A 16,278-nucleotide genomic window follows, 5' to 3' on the forward strand; every position below is an offset into this window, starting at 1 on the left:
AATGGAAGCGATGCGCGAGGCGCCGATCACTCGCAGCATAGGCGGCGTCCCGGCCCTCCGTCCGCGCGGTCCACGCCCGCACGTGTCCGACCAGACTCCCGACGATCGATCCGTCTGGGACCTCGGTCCTGGATCGAAAGTCCTGTTCGCAGGACTGCGGGCGGGGTGTGAGAACACGCATAGGCCCGATCGTCTCCGCCCGATGACGGGCGCGACCGGCGGGGTCACAATGGGTGCAGGTGCCCACACGGCATGAGTTGGAGAAAATTCAACAGCCGCGCCCGACAACCCTGCGGCGCGGTGGTCATTCGAGAAGAGGAAAGATGACGACAGAGCAGACCGCTCCCGTCCCCGCCCCCGAGGCCTGGACCGGTTTCACGACCGGCGCCTGGACCGAGGAGATCGACGTCCGAGACTTCATCCAGCGCAACTACACCCCGTACGAGGGCGACGCCGCCTTCCTCGCGGGCCCCACCGAGAAGACTCTCCGCGTCTGGGACACCCTCGAGAAGGAGTTCCTCTCGAAGGAGCGCCAGGTCCGCATCCTCGACGTCGACACGCACACCCCCGCCGACATCGACGCCTTCAAGCCCGGCTACATCTCCTCCGATGACGACGTCGTCGTCGGCCTCCAGACCGACTCCCCGCTCAAGCGCGCGATGATGCCGAACGGCGGCTGGCGCATGGTCGAGACCGCGATCAAGGAGGCCGGCAAGGAGGTCGACCCCGAGGTCAAGAAGATTTTCACCCAGTACCGCAAGACCCACAATGACGCGGTCTTCGACATTTACACGCCGCGCATCCGCGCCGCCCGCTCGTCCCACATCATCACCGGCCTCCCGGACGCCTACGGCCGCGGCCGCATCATCGGCGACTACCGCCGCGTCGCCCTCTACGGCGTCGACAAGCTCATCGAGTGGAAGCAGATCGACAAGGACCGCTACGCCGATCAGCCCTTCTCCGAGCACTGGGCCCGCTACCGCGAGGAGCACTCCGAGCAGATCAAGGCCCTCAAGAAGCTGAAGAAGATGGCGGCCGACTACGGCTTCGACATCTCCGGCCCGGCGACCACCGCACAGGAGGCCGTCCAGTGGACGTACTTCGGCTACCTCGCCTCCGTGAAGTCCCAGGACGGCGCCGCGATGTCGATCGGCCGCCTCTCCGCCTTCTTCGACTGCTACTTCGAGCGCGATCTCAAGGCCGGCCGCATCACCGAGACGGACGCGCAGGAGATCATCGACGCCCTCGTCATCAAGCTCCGCATCACGCGGTTCCTCCGCACGATCGACTACGACCAGATCTTCTCCGGCGACCCCTACTGGGCGACCTGGTCGGACGCCGGCTTCGGCGACGACGGCCGCACCCTCGTGACGAAGACCTCCTTCCGCCTCCTCCAGACGCTCCGCAACCTCGGCCCCGCGCCGGAGCCGAACATCACGATCTTCTGGGACGAGAACCTCCCCACCGGCTACAAGGAGTTCTGCGCCGCCATCTCCATCGAGACCTCGTCGATCCAGTACGAGTCCGACGGCCAGATCCGCGAACACTGGGGCGACGACGCCGCCATCGCCTGCTGCGTCTCCCCGATGCGCGTCGGCAAGCAGATGCAGTTCTTCGGCGCCCGCGTCAACGCCGCGAAGGCCCTGCTCTACGCGATCAACGGCGGACGCGACGAGATGAGCGGCAAGCAGGTCGTCACCGGCTACGCCCCCATCGAGGGCGACGGCCCGCTCGACTTCGACGAGGTCTGGGGCAAGTACGAGGAGATGCTCGACTGGGTCGTCGACACCTACGTCGAGGCCCTCAACATCATCCACTACTGCCACGACCGCTACGCGTACGAGGCCGTCGAGATGGCGCTCCACGATTCGGAGATCATCCGGACCATGGGTTGCGGCATCGCGGGTCTCTCGATCGTCGCCGACTCGCTCGCCGCGATCAAGTACGCGAAGGTGACGCCGGTCCGCGACGAGACCGGCCTCGTCGTCGACTACGTCACCGAGGGCGAGTTCCCGACCTACGGGAACGACGACGACCGCGCCGACGACATCGCGGCGACCGTCGTCCACACGGTGATGGACAAGATCCGCCAGATCCCCATGTACCGCGACGCGATCCCGACCCAGTCGGTCCTCACGATCACCTCGAACGTCGTCTACGGCAAGGCGACCGGCGCCTTCCCGTCGGGCCACAAGGCCGGCACTCCCTTCGCGCCGGGCGCCAACCCGGAGAACGGCATCGACACGCACGGCATGGTCGCCTCGATGCTCTCGGTCGGCAAGCTCGACTACAACGACGCCCTCGACGGCATCTCGCTGACGAACACGATCACCCCGTCCGGCCTCGGCCGCACGAAGGACGAGCAGATCACCAACCTCGTCGGCATCCTCGACGCGGGCTTCGTCCCCGACGACTCCTGCGCCGTCGACGCGACGCTCGGACACTGACCGCACCGGGTGGGCGGGGGTGGCCCGCCCACCCGGTGCGGTCAGTGTCCGAGCGTCGCGTCGACGGCGCAGGAGTCGTCGGGGACGAAGCCCGCGTCGAGGATGCCGACGAGGTTGGTGATCTGCTCGTCCTTCGTGCGGCCGAGGCCGGACGGGGTGATCGTGTTCGTCAGCGAGATGCCGTCGAGGGCGTCGTTGTAGTCGAGCTTGCCGACCGAGAGCATCGAGGCGACCATGCCGTGCGTGTCGATGCCGTTCTCCGGGTTGGCGCCCGGCGCGAAGGGAGTGCCGGCCTTGTGGCCCGACGGGAAGGCGCCGGTCGCCTTGCCGTAGACGACNGCCCCACCCCGACACAACCCCCACGAAGGAGAAATCGACATGGCCACCAAGACCTACGAAGAGCGCCTCGCCGACATGAAGGCGGCCCGCGAGGAGCGCGGCGAGACCGACGGCCTCTACCACGCGAACATCAACGTCCTCGACCGCTCCACCCTCGAGGACGCCATCGAGCACCCGGAGAAGTACCCGAACCTCACCGTCCGCGTCTCCGGCTACGCCGTGAACTTCGTCAAGCTCACGCGCGAGCAGCAGCTCGACGTCCTCTCGCGCACCTTCCACCACTCGGCCTGAGTCTCAGGCGGCGCGACGACGCGCCGAACCCGCGGCGGGGCGCAGGGCACGGCCCTGCGCCCCGCCGTTCTCCTCTCCCCCACCTTCGACCGATGAGGACCCCATGACCACGACCATCGACGCCCCACTCGGCGACGGCTCGAGCATCGTCCCGACCGACCTGCCCGCCGGCGCCGCAGCGCCGCGCGATCAGGACTTCGCCGCCCCGCAGGGGCGCGCCTCCGGTCAGGGGATCGCCGGCCTCATCGAACTCACCGACGTCGAGCGCCACGAGCGCCTCACCCGGATGCACGAGGGACTCCTCGGCTCGGTCCACTCGTGGGAACTCGTCACCGCCGTCGACGGCCCGGGAACCCGCCTCACGGTCTTCCTCAACGGCTGCGGCCTGCGGTGCCTGTACTGCCACAACCCCGACACCTTCCTCATGAAGGACGGGGCGCCCGTCGAGGCCTCGGAGATCCTCTCGCGCGTCAAGCGCTACCGGAGGATCTTCCGGACGACCGGGGGCGGCCTCACGCTCTCGGGCGGCGAGGCGATGATGCAGCCCGAGTTCGTCCGCCGAATCCTGCGCGGCGCGAAGGAGATGGGCGTCCACACGTGCCTCGACACCTCCGGGTTCCTCGGCGCCAATTGCGACGACGCGATGCTCGACGACCTCGACCTCGTCCTCCTCGACGTCAAGGCGGGACTCCCCGACCTCTACCACCGGGTGACGACCGGCGACCTTCAGCCGACGATCGACTTCGGCGACCGACTCGCCGCCCGTGGAACGACGCGGGTGTGGATCCGCTTCGTCCTCGTCCCGGGCCTCACGGACTCTCGCGAGAACATCGAGGCGATCGGCGCGATCATCTCGAAGTGGAAGAACGTCGTCGACCGCGTCGAAGTCCTCCCCTTCCACCAGATGGGGCGCGACAAGTGGCGCAGCCTCGGGCTCGACTACGCGCTCGAGGAGACGAAGCCGCCGACGCCCGAGGCGACCGACGAGGTCCGCGACTACTTCCGCTCGCTCGGCTTCGAGGTCCACTGAGGACGCTGCTGGGCGCTCGCCCCCCGGCTCCGGCGCCGGGGGGCGGACTTTTACCACCCTCGATCAGGCCAGCATGGGCCGTTCGTCCCATTTCTTCACACTTCCCCGGTATAGTGGGGGCAGCGTCGGCAACAGAGTCGGCGCGCGATCCCATGAACCGAGGTGCAACTCAATATGGCACGTGTCGTCGTACTCGGCGCCGGCGTCTCCGGGCACACAGCGGCCCTCCATCTTCGCCGGATGCTCTCGCGCGACCACGACGTCGTCGTCGTGAGCCCGAACTCGCAATGGAACTGGATCCCGTCCAACATCTGGGTCGGCACCGGCCGGATGGACAAGTCGGAGGTCCTCTTCCCGCTCGCCCCCATCTACGAAAAGAAGGGCATCATCTTCCATCAGGCGAAGGCGACCGCCCTCTACCCGGAGGGGCGCGGCGATGATCCGACCCCGCTCGTCGAGGTCGAGTACACGGGGCCGGGCGACGCCGGTCGGACCGACCTCCTCCCCTACGACTATCTCATCAACGCGACCGGTCCGAAGCTGAAGTTCGAGGCGACCCCGGGCCTCGGCCCCGACGGCGGTCACTCGCTCTCCGTCTGCACGGCCGCGCACGCGGACCAGACGGCGAAGGAGTTCCTCAAGATCGTCGAGGCCGCGAAGGCGGGCAAGCGCCAGCGCCTCGTCGTCGGCACCGGCAACGGCACCTGCACGTGCCAGGGGGCGGCCTTCGAGTACACCTTCAACGTCGAGTTCGAGCTCCGCGAGGCCGGGGTCCGCGACCTCTGCGAGGTCGTCTACCTGACGAACGAGGCCGAGCTCGGCGACTTCGGCGTCGGCGGTATGCGCTTCAAGCAGAACGGCTACATGACGACCTCGCAGCTGTGGACGGAGTCCCTCTTCCGCGAGCGCGGCGTCAAGGCCATTTCCGGGGCCGCGGTCACCCGCGTCGAGGAGGGCCGGATCGTCTACGAGACGCTCGACGGCGCCGAGCACGTCCTCGACTTCGACTTCGCGATGCTCCTCCCGCCCTTCTCCGGCCAGCCCCTCAAGGCGTACGCGCGGGACGGGTCGGACATCACCTCGACGGTGTTCGCCCCGAGCGGCTTCATGAAGGTCGACGCGGACTACTCGAAGACCTCGTACGAGGACTGGTCGGCGGAGGACTGGCCGAAGACCTACCAGAACCCGACCTACCCGAACCTCTTCGCCGCGGGCATCGCCTTCGCTCCCCCGCACCCGATCTCCAAGCCGCGGAAGAACCCGAACGGCACGCCGATCGCGCCTGCGCCGCCGCGCACCGGTCAGCCCTCGGGCACGATCGGCCGCGCGGTCGCCGAGACGATCGTCGACCGCATCAAGGGCCGCGACAAGCCGGCGAAGGAGGCCTCGATGGCGCACATGGGCGCCTCCTGCGTCGCCTCGACGGGCGCGAGCCTCATGAACGGCTCGGCCGCCGCGATGATCATGTACCCGATCGTCCCGGATGAGAAGAAGTTCCCGCTCACCGGACGCCACCCGTACCACACGAGGGGCGAGATCGGCCTCTTCGGGCACTGGATCAAGCTCATGCTCCACTACCTGTTCATCTACAAGGCGAAGGCCCGGCCCGGCTGGACCTTCATCCCCGAGTAACGCTCGGCGGGTCAAAGACGACGACTTCGAAGGAGGAATGATGAGCGACATGCGACCCACCGTCGAGGAGCTCGACCCCGAGCAGCAGGAGCGGATCGCGAGGGCGCCGCTCCCGACGACGGCGACCCTGCGCCACCGGAGGAACAAGGTCTACCAGTTCGGCAAGTTCGTGGTGATGAACCTGCGGATCATGGACATCGTCATTCGCGAGAAGCTCGCGAAGTAGGACGAATCCGAGGACGGGAGGGGCGGCCGACGCGGCCGTCCCTCCCGCGCGTTCACGCATGCTCTCCTCCCGCCGAGAGCATCACCTTCGCGCGCCGAAAGCATCACGTTGCGCCCTCGAGGGGATGCGGGCGTCCCGCCTCAGCCCTCGGGCGTCCAGGAGATCCCGGGCCGCCCCCATCCGGCGGCGCGCTTCGCCAGCGCCGCCTCGGTCGCCCATGGCTCGTCGAGGAGGTCGACGTAGAGGCGCCCCTGCAGGTGCCCGAACTCGTGCTGGAAGATCCGCGCGAGCCAGCCCGACGCCTCGACGCGCAGCGGCTCGCCCGAGGGGGTGAGCCCTTCGAGGACGGCCCGGGGCGCCCTGCGCAGCGGGTACTGGTACCCGGGGAAGGAGAGGCACCCCTCGTGCTCGCACTCGAGGTCGAGGCGCGCGGGCAAGACCGATTCGTCCGAGTGGTCGAGCGCGAGCCGCGGATTGACGACGGCGCCCTCGGACGGCGCGGGCACTGCGACGCCGAGCGCCTCCCCGTATTCGAGGTCGAAGGGCGCCAGGCCGGCGTAGCGCCAGACGAAGACGGCGGCGTCGACGCCGATCTGGGGCGCGGCGAGCCCGACGCCGGGGGCCGCGATCATCGTCTCGGTCATGTCGGCGACAAGCTCGGCGAGCGGGTCGTCGAAGCGCTCGACCGGGGCGGCGGGCCGATGGAGGACGGGCTCGCCCGTCACGACGATCGGGCGGATCATCACTCCCCCTTCGGGCGCGCGGCCCCGTCCTCGTCGATGCGACGGACCACCCTGGCGGGGTTGCCGACGGCGACGGAGCGGGGCGGGACGTCCTTCGTCACCACGGCGCCGGCGCCGATGACGCTGTCCGAGCCGATCGTCACGCCCGGGCAGACGACGACCCCGCCGCCGAGCCACACGTTGTCGCCGATGCGGATCGGCTTCGCCGACTCCCAGCGGTCGCGGCGCGGGCCCGGCTCGACGGGGTGGATCGGGGTGAGGAGCTGAACGTTCGGGCCGATCTGGCAGTCGGCGCCGATGCTGATCCGCGCGACGTCGAGGGCGACGAGCCCGAAGTTGATGAAGGTCCGATCACCGACGAAGATGTTCTCCCCGTAGTCGACGGTGAGGCGCGGGCGGATCTCCGCACCCTCGCCGAGTGCGCCGAGGCACTCGCGCAGGATCATCGTCGCGATGTCGGGGTCGGTCGCGAAGGCGCGCGCGTGGAGGTCGGTGAGGCGCTGGGCGCGGCTCGTGATCCTCGCGAGTTCGGGGTCGTCGGCGATGTAGAAGTCGCCGTCGAGCATCCGCTGCCGGTTCGTCCGCCCATCGGGGGCGTAGGGGTCGTGCGTCATGCCCCGAGCCTAGTCGAGGGGCGTCGTGGGGCGTCGGCGGCCTCGCGCGGGCTGCCCGAGCCCGTGCGGGTCAGGCGACGAGGGCGTGGCGGCGAGCGGACTGCGCGGAAAGGACCGGGGCGGAGCGATCGACGGAGCCGGGCTCGAGGGCGGCGAGGAGTCGGCGCAGCGGCTCGATGTCGGCGGAGGGGTCCTCCGGGTGCCACTGGACGCCGAGGACGGGGGCGCTCTCCCCCTCGATCGCCTCGATCGTCGAGTCGGCGGCGCGGGCGACGATGCGCAGGCCCTCGCCGACGCGGTCGATCCGCTGGTGGTGGGCGGACGAGACGGGCCGGACGACCTCGTCGCCGAGGGCGGAGGCGAGACGGGAGAAGGGGTCGACGGAGACGGCGTGGCGGACGAAGCGATGGTCGGCGAGGATCCCGGGGTTCGTGTGGGCGCCGGAGTCGATGTGCTGCTCGAGGGTGCCGCCGAAGGCGACGGAGAGGATCTGCATGCCGCGGCAGATGCCGAGGAGCGGGGTGGAGGTGCGGGCCGCGTAACGTGCCCCTATGTGGTGTGTCAAGCGGCTGTTGGCAGGTGTGTTGTCGGGTTGGGGTTGTAGAGGGCTCCGTCTCGGATCATGGCGTGGAGTGTGAGGATGCGTCGGTGGGCGAGGGCGATGAGGGCTTGGTTGTGGCGTTTGCCTTGGGTGATCTTGCGGTCGTAGTAGGCCCTTGAGGTGGGGTCTGAGCGTAGGGATGCGAAGGCGGACAGGAACATTGCTCGTTTGAGTCGTTTGTTGCCTGCGTGGGAAACGTATTCGCCTCGGATGGAGGATCCTGATCTGCGGGTGACTGGTGTGAGGCCTGCGTAGGAGGCCAGGTGGGCTCCGGTTTCGAAGGTGCGCCCGAGGGTCTCGGGTCAAGGCGGTCGCCCAGTGGTCGGACTTGCCCACGTCGATGCCGATGAACACGTCGATGGAGCTTGTCAATTGTTTTGTGTAAGTGGGGGTTAGAGGTAGGGGGTGATGCGGTCGGGGTAGGCGGCGGCGAGTTGGGCGAGGGCTTGTTTCCAGTTGGTGGTGAGGCGGCCTTCGACGAGCCGGTTGGTCGCGCGCCGGGAGGGTTTGCTGGTGGGGGTTGTGGCGCGTTCGGCGGCTCTGCGGTCTTCGATGTTGCAGATCGCCAGCCACAGCAGCTTCACGGCCGCCGCGTCGGAGGGGAAGTGGCCCCGGTTCTTGATGACTTTGCGCAGCTGGTAGTTCAAGGATTCGATGGCGTTGGTCGTGTACAAGACGCGCCGGAGCATGGGCGGGAAGGCGAGGAAGGGCGTGAACCGTTCCCAGGCGCGCTGCCAGGTGCTCAGGGCGTCAGGGTACTTGTCCGCCCATCCGGCGGCGAACTCGGCGAGGGCGTCCAAGGCGGCGTCCTCGTTGACCGCGGTGTAGACGGGTTTGAGGGCGGCGGCGACCTTCCTTGCGATCCTGGTAGGCGACGAACCTCATCGAGGAGCGGATCAGGTGGACGACGCAGGTCTGGACCATCGAGTCGGGCCAGGTCGCCTCCACCGCCTCAGGAAGGCCTGCCAGCCCGTCGCAGCACACGAACAGGACGTCCCTGACTCCCCGGTTGGCGAGCTCGGCGCACACGTGCGCCCAGAAGGAAGCTCCCTCTTCGGACTGGATCCAGATCCCCAGCACGTGCTTGACGCCGTCCATGTCGACCCCGACCGCCAAGTGGGCCGCCCGGTTCGACACCCTCCCCTGGTCGCGGATCTTCACGCGGATCGCATCCAGGTAGATGATCGGATAGAACTCGTCCAGGGGGCGCTGCTGCCACTCCAGGACGGCATCGCACACGGCGTCGGTAATCGTGCTGATCGTCCCGGCCGACAGCTCCACCCCCAGCGTGGACTCCAAGTGGTGGCGGATCTCGCGCACCGTCATCCCACCGGCGTACAAGCTGATAATCATGCCGTCCAGGCCGTCCATGCGCCGCTGGCCCTTGCGCACCAGGCGAGGCGTGAACGTGCCGGCACGGTCGCGGGGGACCTCGATCTCAAAGCTGCCGACCTGCGAGTCGATCACCCTGGTCGAGGTGCCGTTTCGGGCGTTGCCGCGCGCTACCGGCGCAGGCTCGCCCTTCTCGTAGCCCAAGTGGTCGGTCAGCTCGGCGCGCAACCCCCGCTCAAGAGCTTCTTTCAACAATGCGGGAAGCAGGCCATCAGAACCCGTCAGCTCGATCTCGCCCGAATCAACCTTGGCGAACACCTCGTCCAAAGCCCCCGACGACACCAACTCACTCGCGACCACACGGCCCGACAAACCAGAATCAACACTCAATGCAACAGTCCTTCCAAAGGAGGGCTTACACAAACCATTGAACAGGCTCCGTCGATGTCGTCGGTGACCATGCTGTCATCCCGTCTGTCGTAGGGGTGGACGGCCAGCGTCCCTTGAGCTGGTCGCCCCGCACCCACGTTACGAAAGACCTCGACAGTCACGTCTTCGGGGCGTTCCCCTGATCAGCGGTCACCACCAGCCGCGCGGATGGTCGGTGACAACACCCCCGGATCATTGAGTAGACAGGGGCAAGACATCATGCCGACCACCGCTGGCCCAGCCGCCAACACTTCCCCGCCAGCGACCACCAACAAGGTAACGGGAGGGGGCGGGTGCTCACCCGCCCCGCCCTTCTTCGTCCTCGGCCGAACGCCCGATCAGCTCCCGGCGAGGTAGTCGTCGAGTTCGGCGAGAAGGGCCGCCTTCACGTCGTCGGGCGCCCAGCTCGCCTCGAGCGAGTTGCGGGCGAAGCGTCCGAGGTCGGACTCGTCGAGACCGGCGCGTTCGGCGAGCGCGAGGTAGTTGTCGGCGACGTAGCCCCCGAAGTAGGCGGGGTCGTCGGAGTTGATCGTCGCGCGGGCGCCCGCGCGCATGAGGGAGACGATCTCTTCCTCCTTCATCGACGGGCTGATGAGGAGGTTGGAGAGCGGGCAGCACGTGAGCCCGATGCCGCGCTCGACGACGAGGTCGACGAGGGCGGGGTCCTCGACGATGTTGACGGCGTGGTCGAGGCGGTCGGTGCCGAGCTCCGTGAGGCACGTGCGGATGTGATCGATCGAGTCGGGCTGATCGGGGTCGCAGTGCATGGTGAGGCGCAGGCCGTTTCGGCGCGCGAGCTCGAAGACGCGAGCGAACTTCTCGGGCGGGTTCCCCCGCTCGTCGGAGTCGAGTCCGACGCCGATGAACCGGTCGCGGAAGGCGAGCGCCTCCTCGAGGGTCGCGAGCCCCGACTCGAGCGGATGATCGCGCAGGATGCAGAGGATGAGGTCGACGGACATGCCGCGCGCGCGGAACTTCTCGACCGCGGCGGACAGTCCCTCGATGACCTCGGCGAGCGGCACTCCCCTGCTCGTGTGGGCCTGCGGGTCGAAGAAGCACTCGGCGCGCCGCACGCCGTCGCGCTCTGCCCGCTCGAGGTAGGCGCTCGCGAGCGCCTCGAAGTCGGAGGCGTCGCGCAGCACCTCCATCGCCGGATAGTAGACCGCGAGGAACGACGTGAGGTCGTCGTATTCGTAGGCGGCCCGGACCTCCTCAATCGTCGTCTGCCCGATGTCGACGCCGTTCTTGCGGGCGAGCGCGAGCTTGAGCTCCGGTTCGAGCGTGCCCTCGAGGTGCACGTGGAGCTCGGCCTTCGGAAGTCCTTCGACGAACTGACGGGTGGGGTGCACGGTCATGAGTCCTCCTCGGGGAACGGCGCGCCGTTGCGCCGTTCCCCGATCCTCTCATGGACCGCTCAGGCGAGGGTGCCCATCGGATCCCAGGCCGGCAGGCGGATCGGATCCGCCGTGAGGGCGGGACGCAGCTCCTCGGGGAGGGCGTCGGCGCGGACGACGACTTCGAAGACGTACTCGTCGAACCACGCGTCGTCCATCGTGAAGAAGCCCTTGTCGCCGGGCTCCTCGCCCCAGGAGTTCTCGACGCGCCACCGGCGGGTCGATCCGTCCTCGGCGAGGTCGACGCCGGTGAAGAGCATCGCGTGGTTCATCGCGGACTCGCCGGTGCGCAGGCGCTGCTCCTTCGTCGTCGACAGGTCGACGCCGAAGAGTCCCGAGTAGTCGTGAAGCCCCTCGACGAGCAGGCCCGAGTCGCGATCGGACTGCTGGAGGACGTCGGCGCCGAACCACACGGGCTCGCCGGCGGCGATCGAAGCGGACGCGAGCTTCTTGATCGTCTCCCTCTCGGCGTTGACGTAGCGGATCTCGCGGCCCCCGACGACGTTGCCGAGGTGCTCGACCGTGAGGGCCGCACCCTTGGGGTGCTCGGGGCGCGGATCGTCGACGAGGCACACGTAGTCGGCGAGGTCGACGCCGACGTAGCGGTCGTAGAACTCGCGGGGGGTGAGCGCGCCGCCGCGGTGGAAGCCGCCCTCGTCGTCGCGCCACTCCCAGTCGAAGGAGGCGGGCGGCTCGCCGAGGCTGATGACGAGGATCCGGTGGACGGCGGCCACGACCTCGTCCTTCTTCGCGGCGATCTCCGCCGCCGACGCGCCCTTCTCGACGAGGTCGCGCAGCTCGAGGGCGGAGCGTCGCAGGAGGACCTGGAGGCGCGTGTTCATCCGGTGGGTGTTCGAGGAGGCCTCGGTCTCCGGCATCGCCTCCTTGGGGACGAGGCCGTGCTTGGCGTAGAGGGAGACCGCCATGTCCCACTGGCCGCCGTCGCCGAGGACGTCCGCGAGGAGGAACTGGACGAGGCGGCCGTCGAGGGGCTCGGAGGCGGTCGCGACGACGTCGGTGAGGAACCAGTTCGCCCGCTCGAGCTTGTCGTAGAAGAGGACGAAGTTCTGGGAGAACTCGAAGTCCTTCACCCCGAGGACCTTGCGCGTCGTCGAGCGGAGGAGGTTGAGGGAGGAGAAGAGCCAGCAGCGGCCGGACTTCTTCTGAGCGGTCGCCTTCCAGTCGTCGAGGCGGTGGGAGACGACGAGCGGAGTGGCGACGACCTTCGCGCGGTCGAGTGCGGCGGCGTCGATGCCGGCGCTCGTCGCGGCGTTGCGGGCGACGCGCGCGGCCGCGTCGTCGGCGAGGCTCCGAAGCTCCGCGAGCCGCGCGGGATCGAGGACGGAATCCTTCGAGAAGTCGGTCATGGGCGATCATTTCCTTTCGTCTCGGGTCGCGCCCCGCGCCGGGGCGCCCGCTCCGATGGTACTCGCGGCCCCGATGGGGCCTCGACGTGGGCGTTCGGCCGTAGGATGAGGGGCGGATCATTCGTCGTCGAGGAGGCATCATGGCCACGCGCAGCGCATCGGGAACCGAGATCGTCCTGAGGTCGGGCGACTACGAGGCGAGGATCGTCACCGTCGGCGCCGGGCTCGCCGGTCTCGCGTACGCCGGTCGCGACATCGTCCTCCCCCACTCCGTCGACGAGCTCCCCGAGGGCTACCTTGGAAAGACCCTCATGCCCTGGCCGAACCGCATCGCCGACGGCGTCTACACCTGGGAGGGGACGACCTACGAGGTCCCCGTCAACGAGTCGTCGACGGGAGCGGCGCTCCACGGGCTCATGACCTGGGTCGATTGGGACGTCGTCCACGCCGATTCCGACTCCGCGACCCTCGGCGCCTTCATCGCCCCGCGGTACGGGTACCCGTGGGCGCTCGAGGCGTGGGTGACCTACGCGCTCGACCAGACCCGCGGCCTGTCGGTGACGCTCCACGCGAAGAACGTCGGCGCCGAGCCCGCCCCCTACGGCGTCTCCTCGCACCCCTACCTCACGATCGGTCGGGCGCGCAACGACGCCTACGAGCTCTCCGTCCCCGCGGCCTCGATCGTCGATGTGGACGAGAATCTCGCTCCGGTCGCCCTGCGTCCCGCCGCCGAGCTCGATCGCGACTACCGCGAGGCGCACGCTCTCGCCGGACAGCAGATCGACCACGCCTACACCGATCTTCCCGAGGGCGAGTGGACGGTATCGATCCGCGACCCCGAGTCGGGCCTGAGGGTCGGCATCGCCTCCGACGCCCGCTGGGTCCAGGTCTACACGGCCGATTCGCTCGACCGGATCGGCGTCGCCGTCGAGCCGATGACCTGCCCGCCGAACGCCTTCAACTCGGGCACGGACGTCGTCGTCCTCGCGCCCGGCGAGTCGCACACGCTCACCTTCACGATCGCCGCGTCGATCGACTGATTCGAACGCGCGACTGATTCGAACGCGAGGGGCGGCCGGTTGTTACCGGCCGCCCCTCGCGCTGTCGAGTCCCGGGCGTCAGTCCCCCTCGACGCCGTTGCCGCGGGCGATGCGCCCGAGGACGCGGGCCGATTCCTTCGGCGCGCGCTCCTGGGTCTCGCGGTCGACGGCGATGATGCCGAACTTCGGGCCGTAGCCGAAGATCCACTCGAAGTTGTCGAAGGCGGACCAGCACATGTAGCCGAGGACGGGGATCCCGTCGGCGACGGCCCGCCCGACCTCGTCGACCGCGGTGCGGAGGAAGTCGACACGCTGCGCGTCGTCGTCGGTGGCGAGGCCGTTCTCCGTGACGATGATCGGGATCTTCAGGTGGTCCCACGCCTGGCGGACGACCGCTCCGATCGCCCAGGGCCAGATCTCCTCGCCCATCGTGTTGAGGACGGCGTCCTCGGCGAGGGGAGCCGGGCCGTTCGCGTCGAGGAGGGTCCGGTTGTAGGTCTGGAGTCCGACGAAGTCGTCGCCCTCGCTGACGCGCAGGTAGCGGAGGTTGTTCTCCTCGATGAGGCGCGCGACGCGCTCCTCGCCGCCCGGCGCGGCCTGGAAGTCCGAGTTCGCGAGGGTCCAGCCGACCCTCATCGACGGCTTGACCTCCTTGATGGCGGCCGCGGCGGCCTTGTGCGCCCGGCTCTTCACCTCGAAGGAGCGTTCGGTCGCGGTGAGCTGGAATCCGGCGACCCGCTCGGCGGGGATGCCGAGGGCGCGACCGGCCCCGACCCAGGTCGGGTTCTTCACGCGGTCGGCGGGGTCGCGCTCGGCGAGGCCGAGCTCCCCGAGGAGGACCGCGAGGTTCGGCTCGTTCATCGTGCACGCGATGTCGAAGAGGTCGCCGAGCTCCTCGGTGACGCGCCGCGCGAAGCGGGCGAAGAGCTCGATCGTCCCCTCGTCCTCCCAACCGCCGCAGGCGATGAGCCACTGGGGGGACGTGAAGTGGTGGTAGGTGACGATCGGTTCGAGCCCGTGCTCGCGGCAGGCGAGGAGCATGTCGCGGTAGTGGGCGATCGCGACCGCGGAGAACTCGCCCTCGGCGGGCTCGATGCGGCTCCACTCGAGAGAGAAGCGGTACGCGTTGAATCCGAGTGAGGCGAGGAGCGCGATGTCCTCGCGGTAGCGGGTGTAGTGGTCGCAGGCGTCGCCGGAGGACTCGGCGTACATCGTGTTCGGCACGTGCTCGTAGAGCCAGACGTCGTTGTTGACGTTCCCGCCCTCGACCTGGTGGGAGGCGGTGGCCGTTCCCCAGAGGAATCCCTCGGGGAAGCGCGCGGCGGTCGCGGGTGCGGTCATGGGTGTTCTCCTTATATACGGGCGACGGTTCCGGCGGGGCGGTCGGCCTCGCCGGAACCGTCAGCGCGGCGGGCGCGCGCTCGAGGCGGCGGAAGTCGTCGCCGACGTCACTTGACGCCGCGGACGAGCGGCATGATGAGGGCGCCGATGACGCAGAGGGCGGCGGCGGTCCCCCAGAGGACCGGGTAGTTGTTCGAGGCGGGGCCGAGCAGCGTCGGCGCGAGCGCGGGAACGAGGACGTTGCCGAGGTTGAGGGCGAGGCCGAAGACGGCCATGTCCTTGCCGGCGTCCGCCTGCGAGGGGAGGACCTTCGCGCAGAGGGCGAGGTCGACCGTGAGGTACATCGGCTGGCCGATGGCGAACACCATCCACGCGACCGTGAAAGCGTCGATGCTCTTCGAGGTCGCGCCGAGGATCAGGCCTGCGGCCATGATGATCGCGGCGAGGGCGACGAGGGGCTTGAGCATGCCGAGCTTGTCGGAGATCCAGCCCGAACCCATGAAGACGATGATCGAGACCGGCGCGCTCATGAGCGAGAGACGTCCCGCCTGGGCGCCGGCGGCCGCGGGATCGAGGTGGAGGCCGACGATGAGGTAGAGGACGAAGAAGCCGAGGAACGCCGCCATGCCGGAGCCCGCGAGGAAGCGGGAGAGCCAGACCCATCCGAAGTTCGGGTGCTTGAGCGGGTTGACGAACATGTGGGTGAAGAGCTCCACGAGTCCGCCCTGGGGCACCTCCTCGCGCATGTGCTGCGGATCCTTGTAGAAGAGGAGGAGCGGGATCGCGCAGACGAGTGCGAGGAGAGCGGGCACGGTCATCAGGAGGATGGTGGAGACCTGGACGAGCGCGCCGGCCAGGTAGGCGCCGACGCTCATCGCGAGCGCGCCGCACAGGCCCATGAGGCCCATGATCCGACCGCGCATGTTCCCGGGAACGCCCTCGACGGGAATGGTGCCGTAGGCGTTGAAGCCGGCCTGGGCGGCGGCGATGCCGACGACGTAGGCGGCGATGATCGCGATGGAGTTGGTCTGGGCGCCGATGATGAGGAAGCACGCGAGGGCGACGAGGTAACCGCCGAGCATCCACGGGCGGCGGCGGCCGAAGCGGGAGAGGGTGCGGTCGGAGAGGGCGCCGACGAGCGGGACCACGATCAGCATGAGGAGGGCGGAGAGGGAGGTCGCGCGCGAGTAGACGAGCGTCGCGAGGTCCTGGTCGATGGCGGACAGGCGCAGCTGGAGCGCCGTGCTCATGCCCATCATCATGATGTAGCCGCCGATAGCGGCGATGAGGACGAGCCAGACCGTCTTCTTCGGGTTTCCGAAGCGGGCGGCGATCGCCTCGTACTCGGCGGCGTCGCGGGCCGCCTGGTCGTCGGCGCCGAGGGGCGCGTCGGTCGGGGACTCGACCGGGGTGTCAGTGGGATTGCTCATCGATCGTCCTTGATGTGAGGGT

At 68.9% G+C, this 16,278-nt stretch carries 13 protein-coding genes and 3 pseudogenes; 6 read left to right on the forward strand and 10 right to left on the reverse strand.

The window, feature by feature from the left end; translation table 11 throughout:
* The first annotated feature begins 323 nt into the window (after positions 1–323).
* Entirely contained in the window at positions 324–2,447 is a 2,124-nt protein-coding gene (pflB, locus tag DY157_RS05385; RefSeq protein ID WP_115727566.1) for a formate C-acetyltransferase, read from the forward strand.
* A gap of 41 nt (positions 2,448–2,488) precedes the next feature.
* On the opposite strand, the pseudogene DY157_RS05390 reads toward pflB, so the two are convergent.
* Positions 2,489–2,785: pseudogene (locus DY157_RS05390) on the reverse strand (glycine radical domain-containing protein); the annotation flags it as partial.
* A gap of 40 nt (positions 2,786–2,825) precedes the next feature.
* Between DY157_RS05390 and grcA2 the strand changes: the two are divergent.
* From grcA2 to DY157_RS05410, 4 genes are all read left to right on the forward strand, one after another.
* Positions 2,826–3,077 carry an autonomous glycyl radical cofactor GrcA2 gene (grcA2, locus tag DY157_RS05395; RefSeq protein WP_115727567.1) on the forward strand — a complete coding sequence of 84 codons (252 nt, stop codon included), beginning with the start codon at positions 2,826–2,828 and terminating at the stop codon, positions 3,075–3,077.
* Between the two features lie 103 nt (positions 3,078–3,180).
* A complete protein-coding gene (gene pflA / locus DY157_RS05400) occupies positions 3,181–4,107 on the forward strand; it encodes a pyruvate formate-lyase-activating protein (protein WP_115727568.1) in 927 nt (308 codons plus the stop codon).
* Between the two features lie 174 nt (positions 4,108–4,281).
* Complete coding sequence (locus DY157_RS05405) at positions 4,282–5,739, forward strand: NAD(P)/FAD-dependent oxidoreductase (protein WP_115727569.1); 1,458 nt, start codon at positions 4,282–4,284, stop codon at positions 5,737–5,739.
* 40 nt (positions 5,740–5,779) lie between these two features.
* Positions 5,780–5,965 (forward strand): hypothetical protein, encoded by a 186-nt coding sequence (locus DY157_RS05410; protein WP_160159459.1) that lies wholly within the window; start codon positions 5,780–5,782, stop codon positions 5,963–5,965.
* A gap of 140 nt (positions 5,966–6,105) precedes the next feature.
* Here DY157_RS05410 and DY157_RS05415 read toward each other — a convergent pair whose 3' ends face one another.
* From DY157_RS05415 to DY157_RS05445, 7 genes and pseudogenes are all read right to left on the reverse strand, one after another.
* Positions 6,106–6,708: a peptide deformylase gene (locus DY157_RS05415; protein WP_235827074.1), complete on the reverse strand. Its 603-nt coding sequence runs from the start codon at positions 6,706–6,708 to the stop codon at positions 6,106–6,108.
* Positions 6,708–7,322 (reverse strand): sugar O-acetyltransferase, encoded by a 615-nt coding sequence (locus tag DY157_RS05420; protein WP_115727572.1) that lies wholly within the window; start codon positions 7,320–7,322, stop codon positions 6,708–6,710. The genes DY157_RS05415 and DY157_RS05420 overlap by 1 nt, the downstream gene beginning before the upstream one ends.
* A gap of 70 nt (positions 7,323–7,392) precedes the next feature.
* A complete protein-coding gene (locus tag DY157_RS05425; protein WP_115727573.1) occupies positions 7,393–7,887 on the reverse strand; it encodes a gamma-glutamyl-gamma-aminobutyrate hydrolase family protein in 495 nt (164 codons plus the stop codon).
* Positions 7,884–8,222 (reverse strand): annotated as a pseudogene (locus DY157_RS05430) (transposase); the annotation flags it as partial. The gene DY157_RS05425 and the pseudogene DY157_RS05430, both read right to left, overlap by 4 nt.
* A gap of 93 nt (positions 8,223–8,315) precedes the next feature.
* A pseudogene (locus DY157_RS05435) lies at positions 8,316–9,645 on the reverse strand (IS256 family transposase).
* Between the two features lie 377 nt (positions 9,646–10,022).
* A complete protein-coding gene (add, locus tag DY157_RS05440; protein ID WP_115727574.1) occupies positions 10,023–11,039 on the reverse strand; it encodes an adenosine deaminase in 1,017 nt (338 codons plus the stop codon).
* Positions 11,040–11,098: 59 nt separating this feature from the next.
* Positions 11,099–12,445, reverse strand: a complete 1,347-nt coding sequence (locus tag DY157_RS05445) for a C1 family peptidase (RefSeq protein WP_115727575.1) — start codon at positions 12,443–12,445, stop codon at positions 11,099–11,101.
* Positions 12,446–12,585: 140 nt separating this feature from the next.
* Between DY157_RS05445 and DY157_RS05450 the strand changes: the two genes are divergently transcribed.
* The gene (locus DY157_RS05450; RefSeq protein WP_115727576.1) at positions 12,586–13,485 is read left to right on the forward strand and encodes an aldose-1-epimerase; all 900 of its coding nucleotides are present in this window, start codon (positions 12,586–12,588) and stop codon (positions 13,483–13,485) included.
* Positions 13,486–13,563: 78 nt separating this feature from the next.
* Here the strand turns inward: DY157_RS05450 and DY157_RS05455 are convergent, their stop codons facing one another.
* Positions 13,564–14,826: a glycoside hydrolase family 1 protein gene (locus tag DY157_RS05455; protein ID WP_115727577.1), complete on the reverse strand. Its 1,263-nt coding sequence runs from the start codon at positions 14,824–14,826 to the stop codon at positions 13,564–13,566.
* Between the two features lie 107 nt (positions 14,827–14,933).
* The gene (locus DY157_RS05460; RefSeq protein ID WP_115727578.1) at positions 14,934–16,256 is read right to left on the reverse strand and encodes an MFS transporter; all 1,323 of its coding nucleotides are present in this window, start codon (positions 16,254–16,256) and stop codon (positions 14,934–14,936) included.
* Between the last annotated feature and the right edge of the window lie 22 nt (positions 16,257–16,278).

Origin of the sequence: Actinomyces culturomici, from assembly GCF_900499005.1 — a bacterium.
GTDB lineage: Bacteria > Actinomycetota > Actinomycetes > Actinomycetales > Actinomycetaceae > Pauljensenia > Pauljensenia culturomici.

Excerpts from the sequence above, each read along its gene's own strand:
- pflB (WP_115727566.1), top strand. The coding sequence starts at position 324 with ATGACGACAGAGCAGACCGCTCCCGTCCCCGCCCCCGAGGCCTGGACC.
- grcA2 (WP_115727567.1), top strand. The coding sequence starts at position 2,826 with ATGGCCACCAAGACCTACGAAGAGCGCCTCGCCGACATGAAGGCGGCC.
- pflA (WP_115727568.1), top strand. The coding sequence starts at position 3,181 with ATGACCACGACCATCGACGCCCCACTCGGCGACGGCTCGAGCATCGTC.
- DY157_RS05405 (WP_115727569.1), top strand. The coding sequence starts at position 4,282 with ATGGCACGTGTCGTCGTACTCGGCGCCGGCGTCTCCGGGCACACAGCG.
- DY157_RS05410 (WP_160159459.1), top strand. The coding sequence starts at position 5,780 with ATGAGCGACATGCGACCCACCGTCGAGGAGCTCGACCCCGAGCAGCAG.
- DY157_RS05415 (WP_235827074.1), bottom strand. The coding sequence starts at position 6,708 with ATGATCCGCCCGATCGTCGTGACGGGCGAGCCCGTCCTCCATCGGCCC.
- DY157_RS05420 (WP_115727572.1), bottom strand. The coding sequence starts at position 7,322 with ATGACGCACGACCCCTACGCCCCCGATGGGCGGACGAACCGGCAGCGG.
- add (WP_115727574.1), bottom strand. The coding sequence starts at position 11,039 with ATGACCGTGCACCCCACCCGTCAGTTCGTCGAAGGACTTCCGAAGGCC.
- DY157_RS05445 (WP_115727575.1), bottom strand. The coding sequence starts at position 12,445 with ATGACCGACTTCTCGAAGGATTCCGTCCTCGATCCCGCGCGGCTCGCG.
- DY157_RS05450 (WP_115727576.1), top strand. The coding sequence starts at position 12,586 with ATGGCCACGCGCAGCGCATCGGGAACCGAGATCGTCCTGAGGTCGGGC.
- DY157_RS05455 (WP_115727577.1), bottom strand. The coding sequence starts at position 14,826 with ATGACCGCACCCGCGACCGCCGCGCGCTTCCCCGAGGGATTCCTCTGG.
- DY157_RS05460 (WP_115727578.1), bottom strand. The coding sequence starts at position 16,256 with ATGAGCAATCCCACTGACACCCCGGTCGAGTCCCCGACCGACGCGCCC.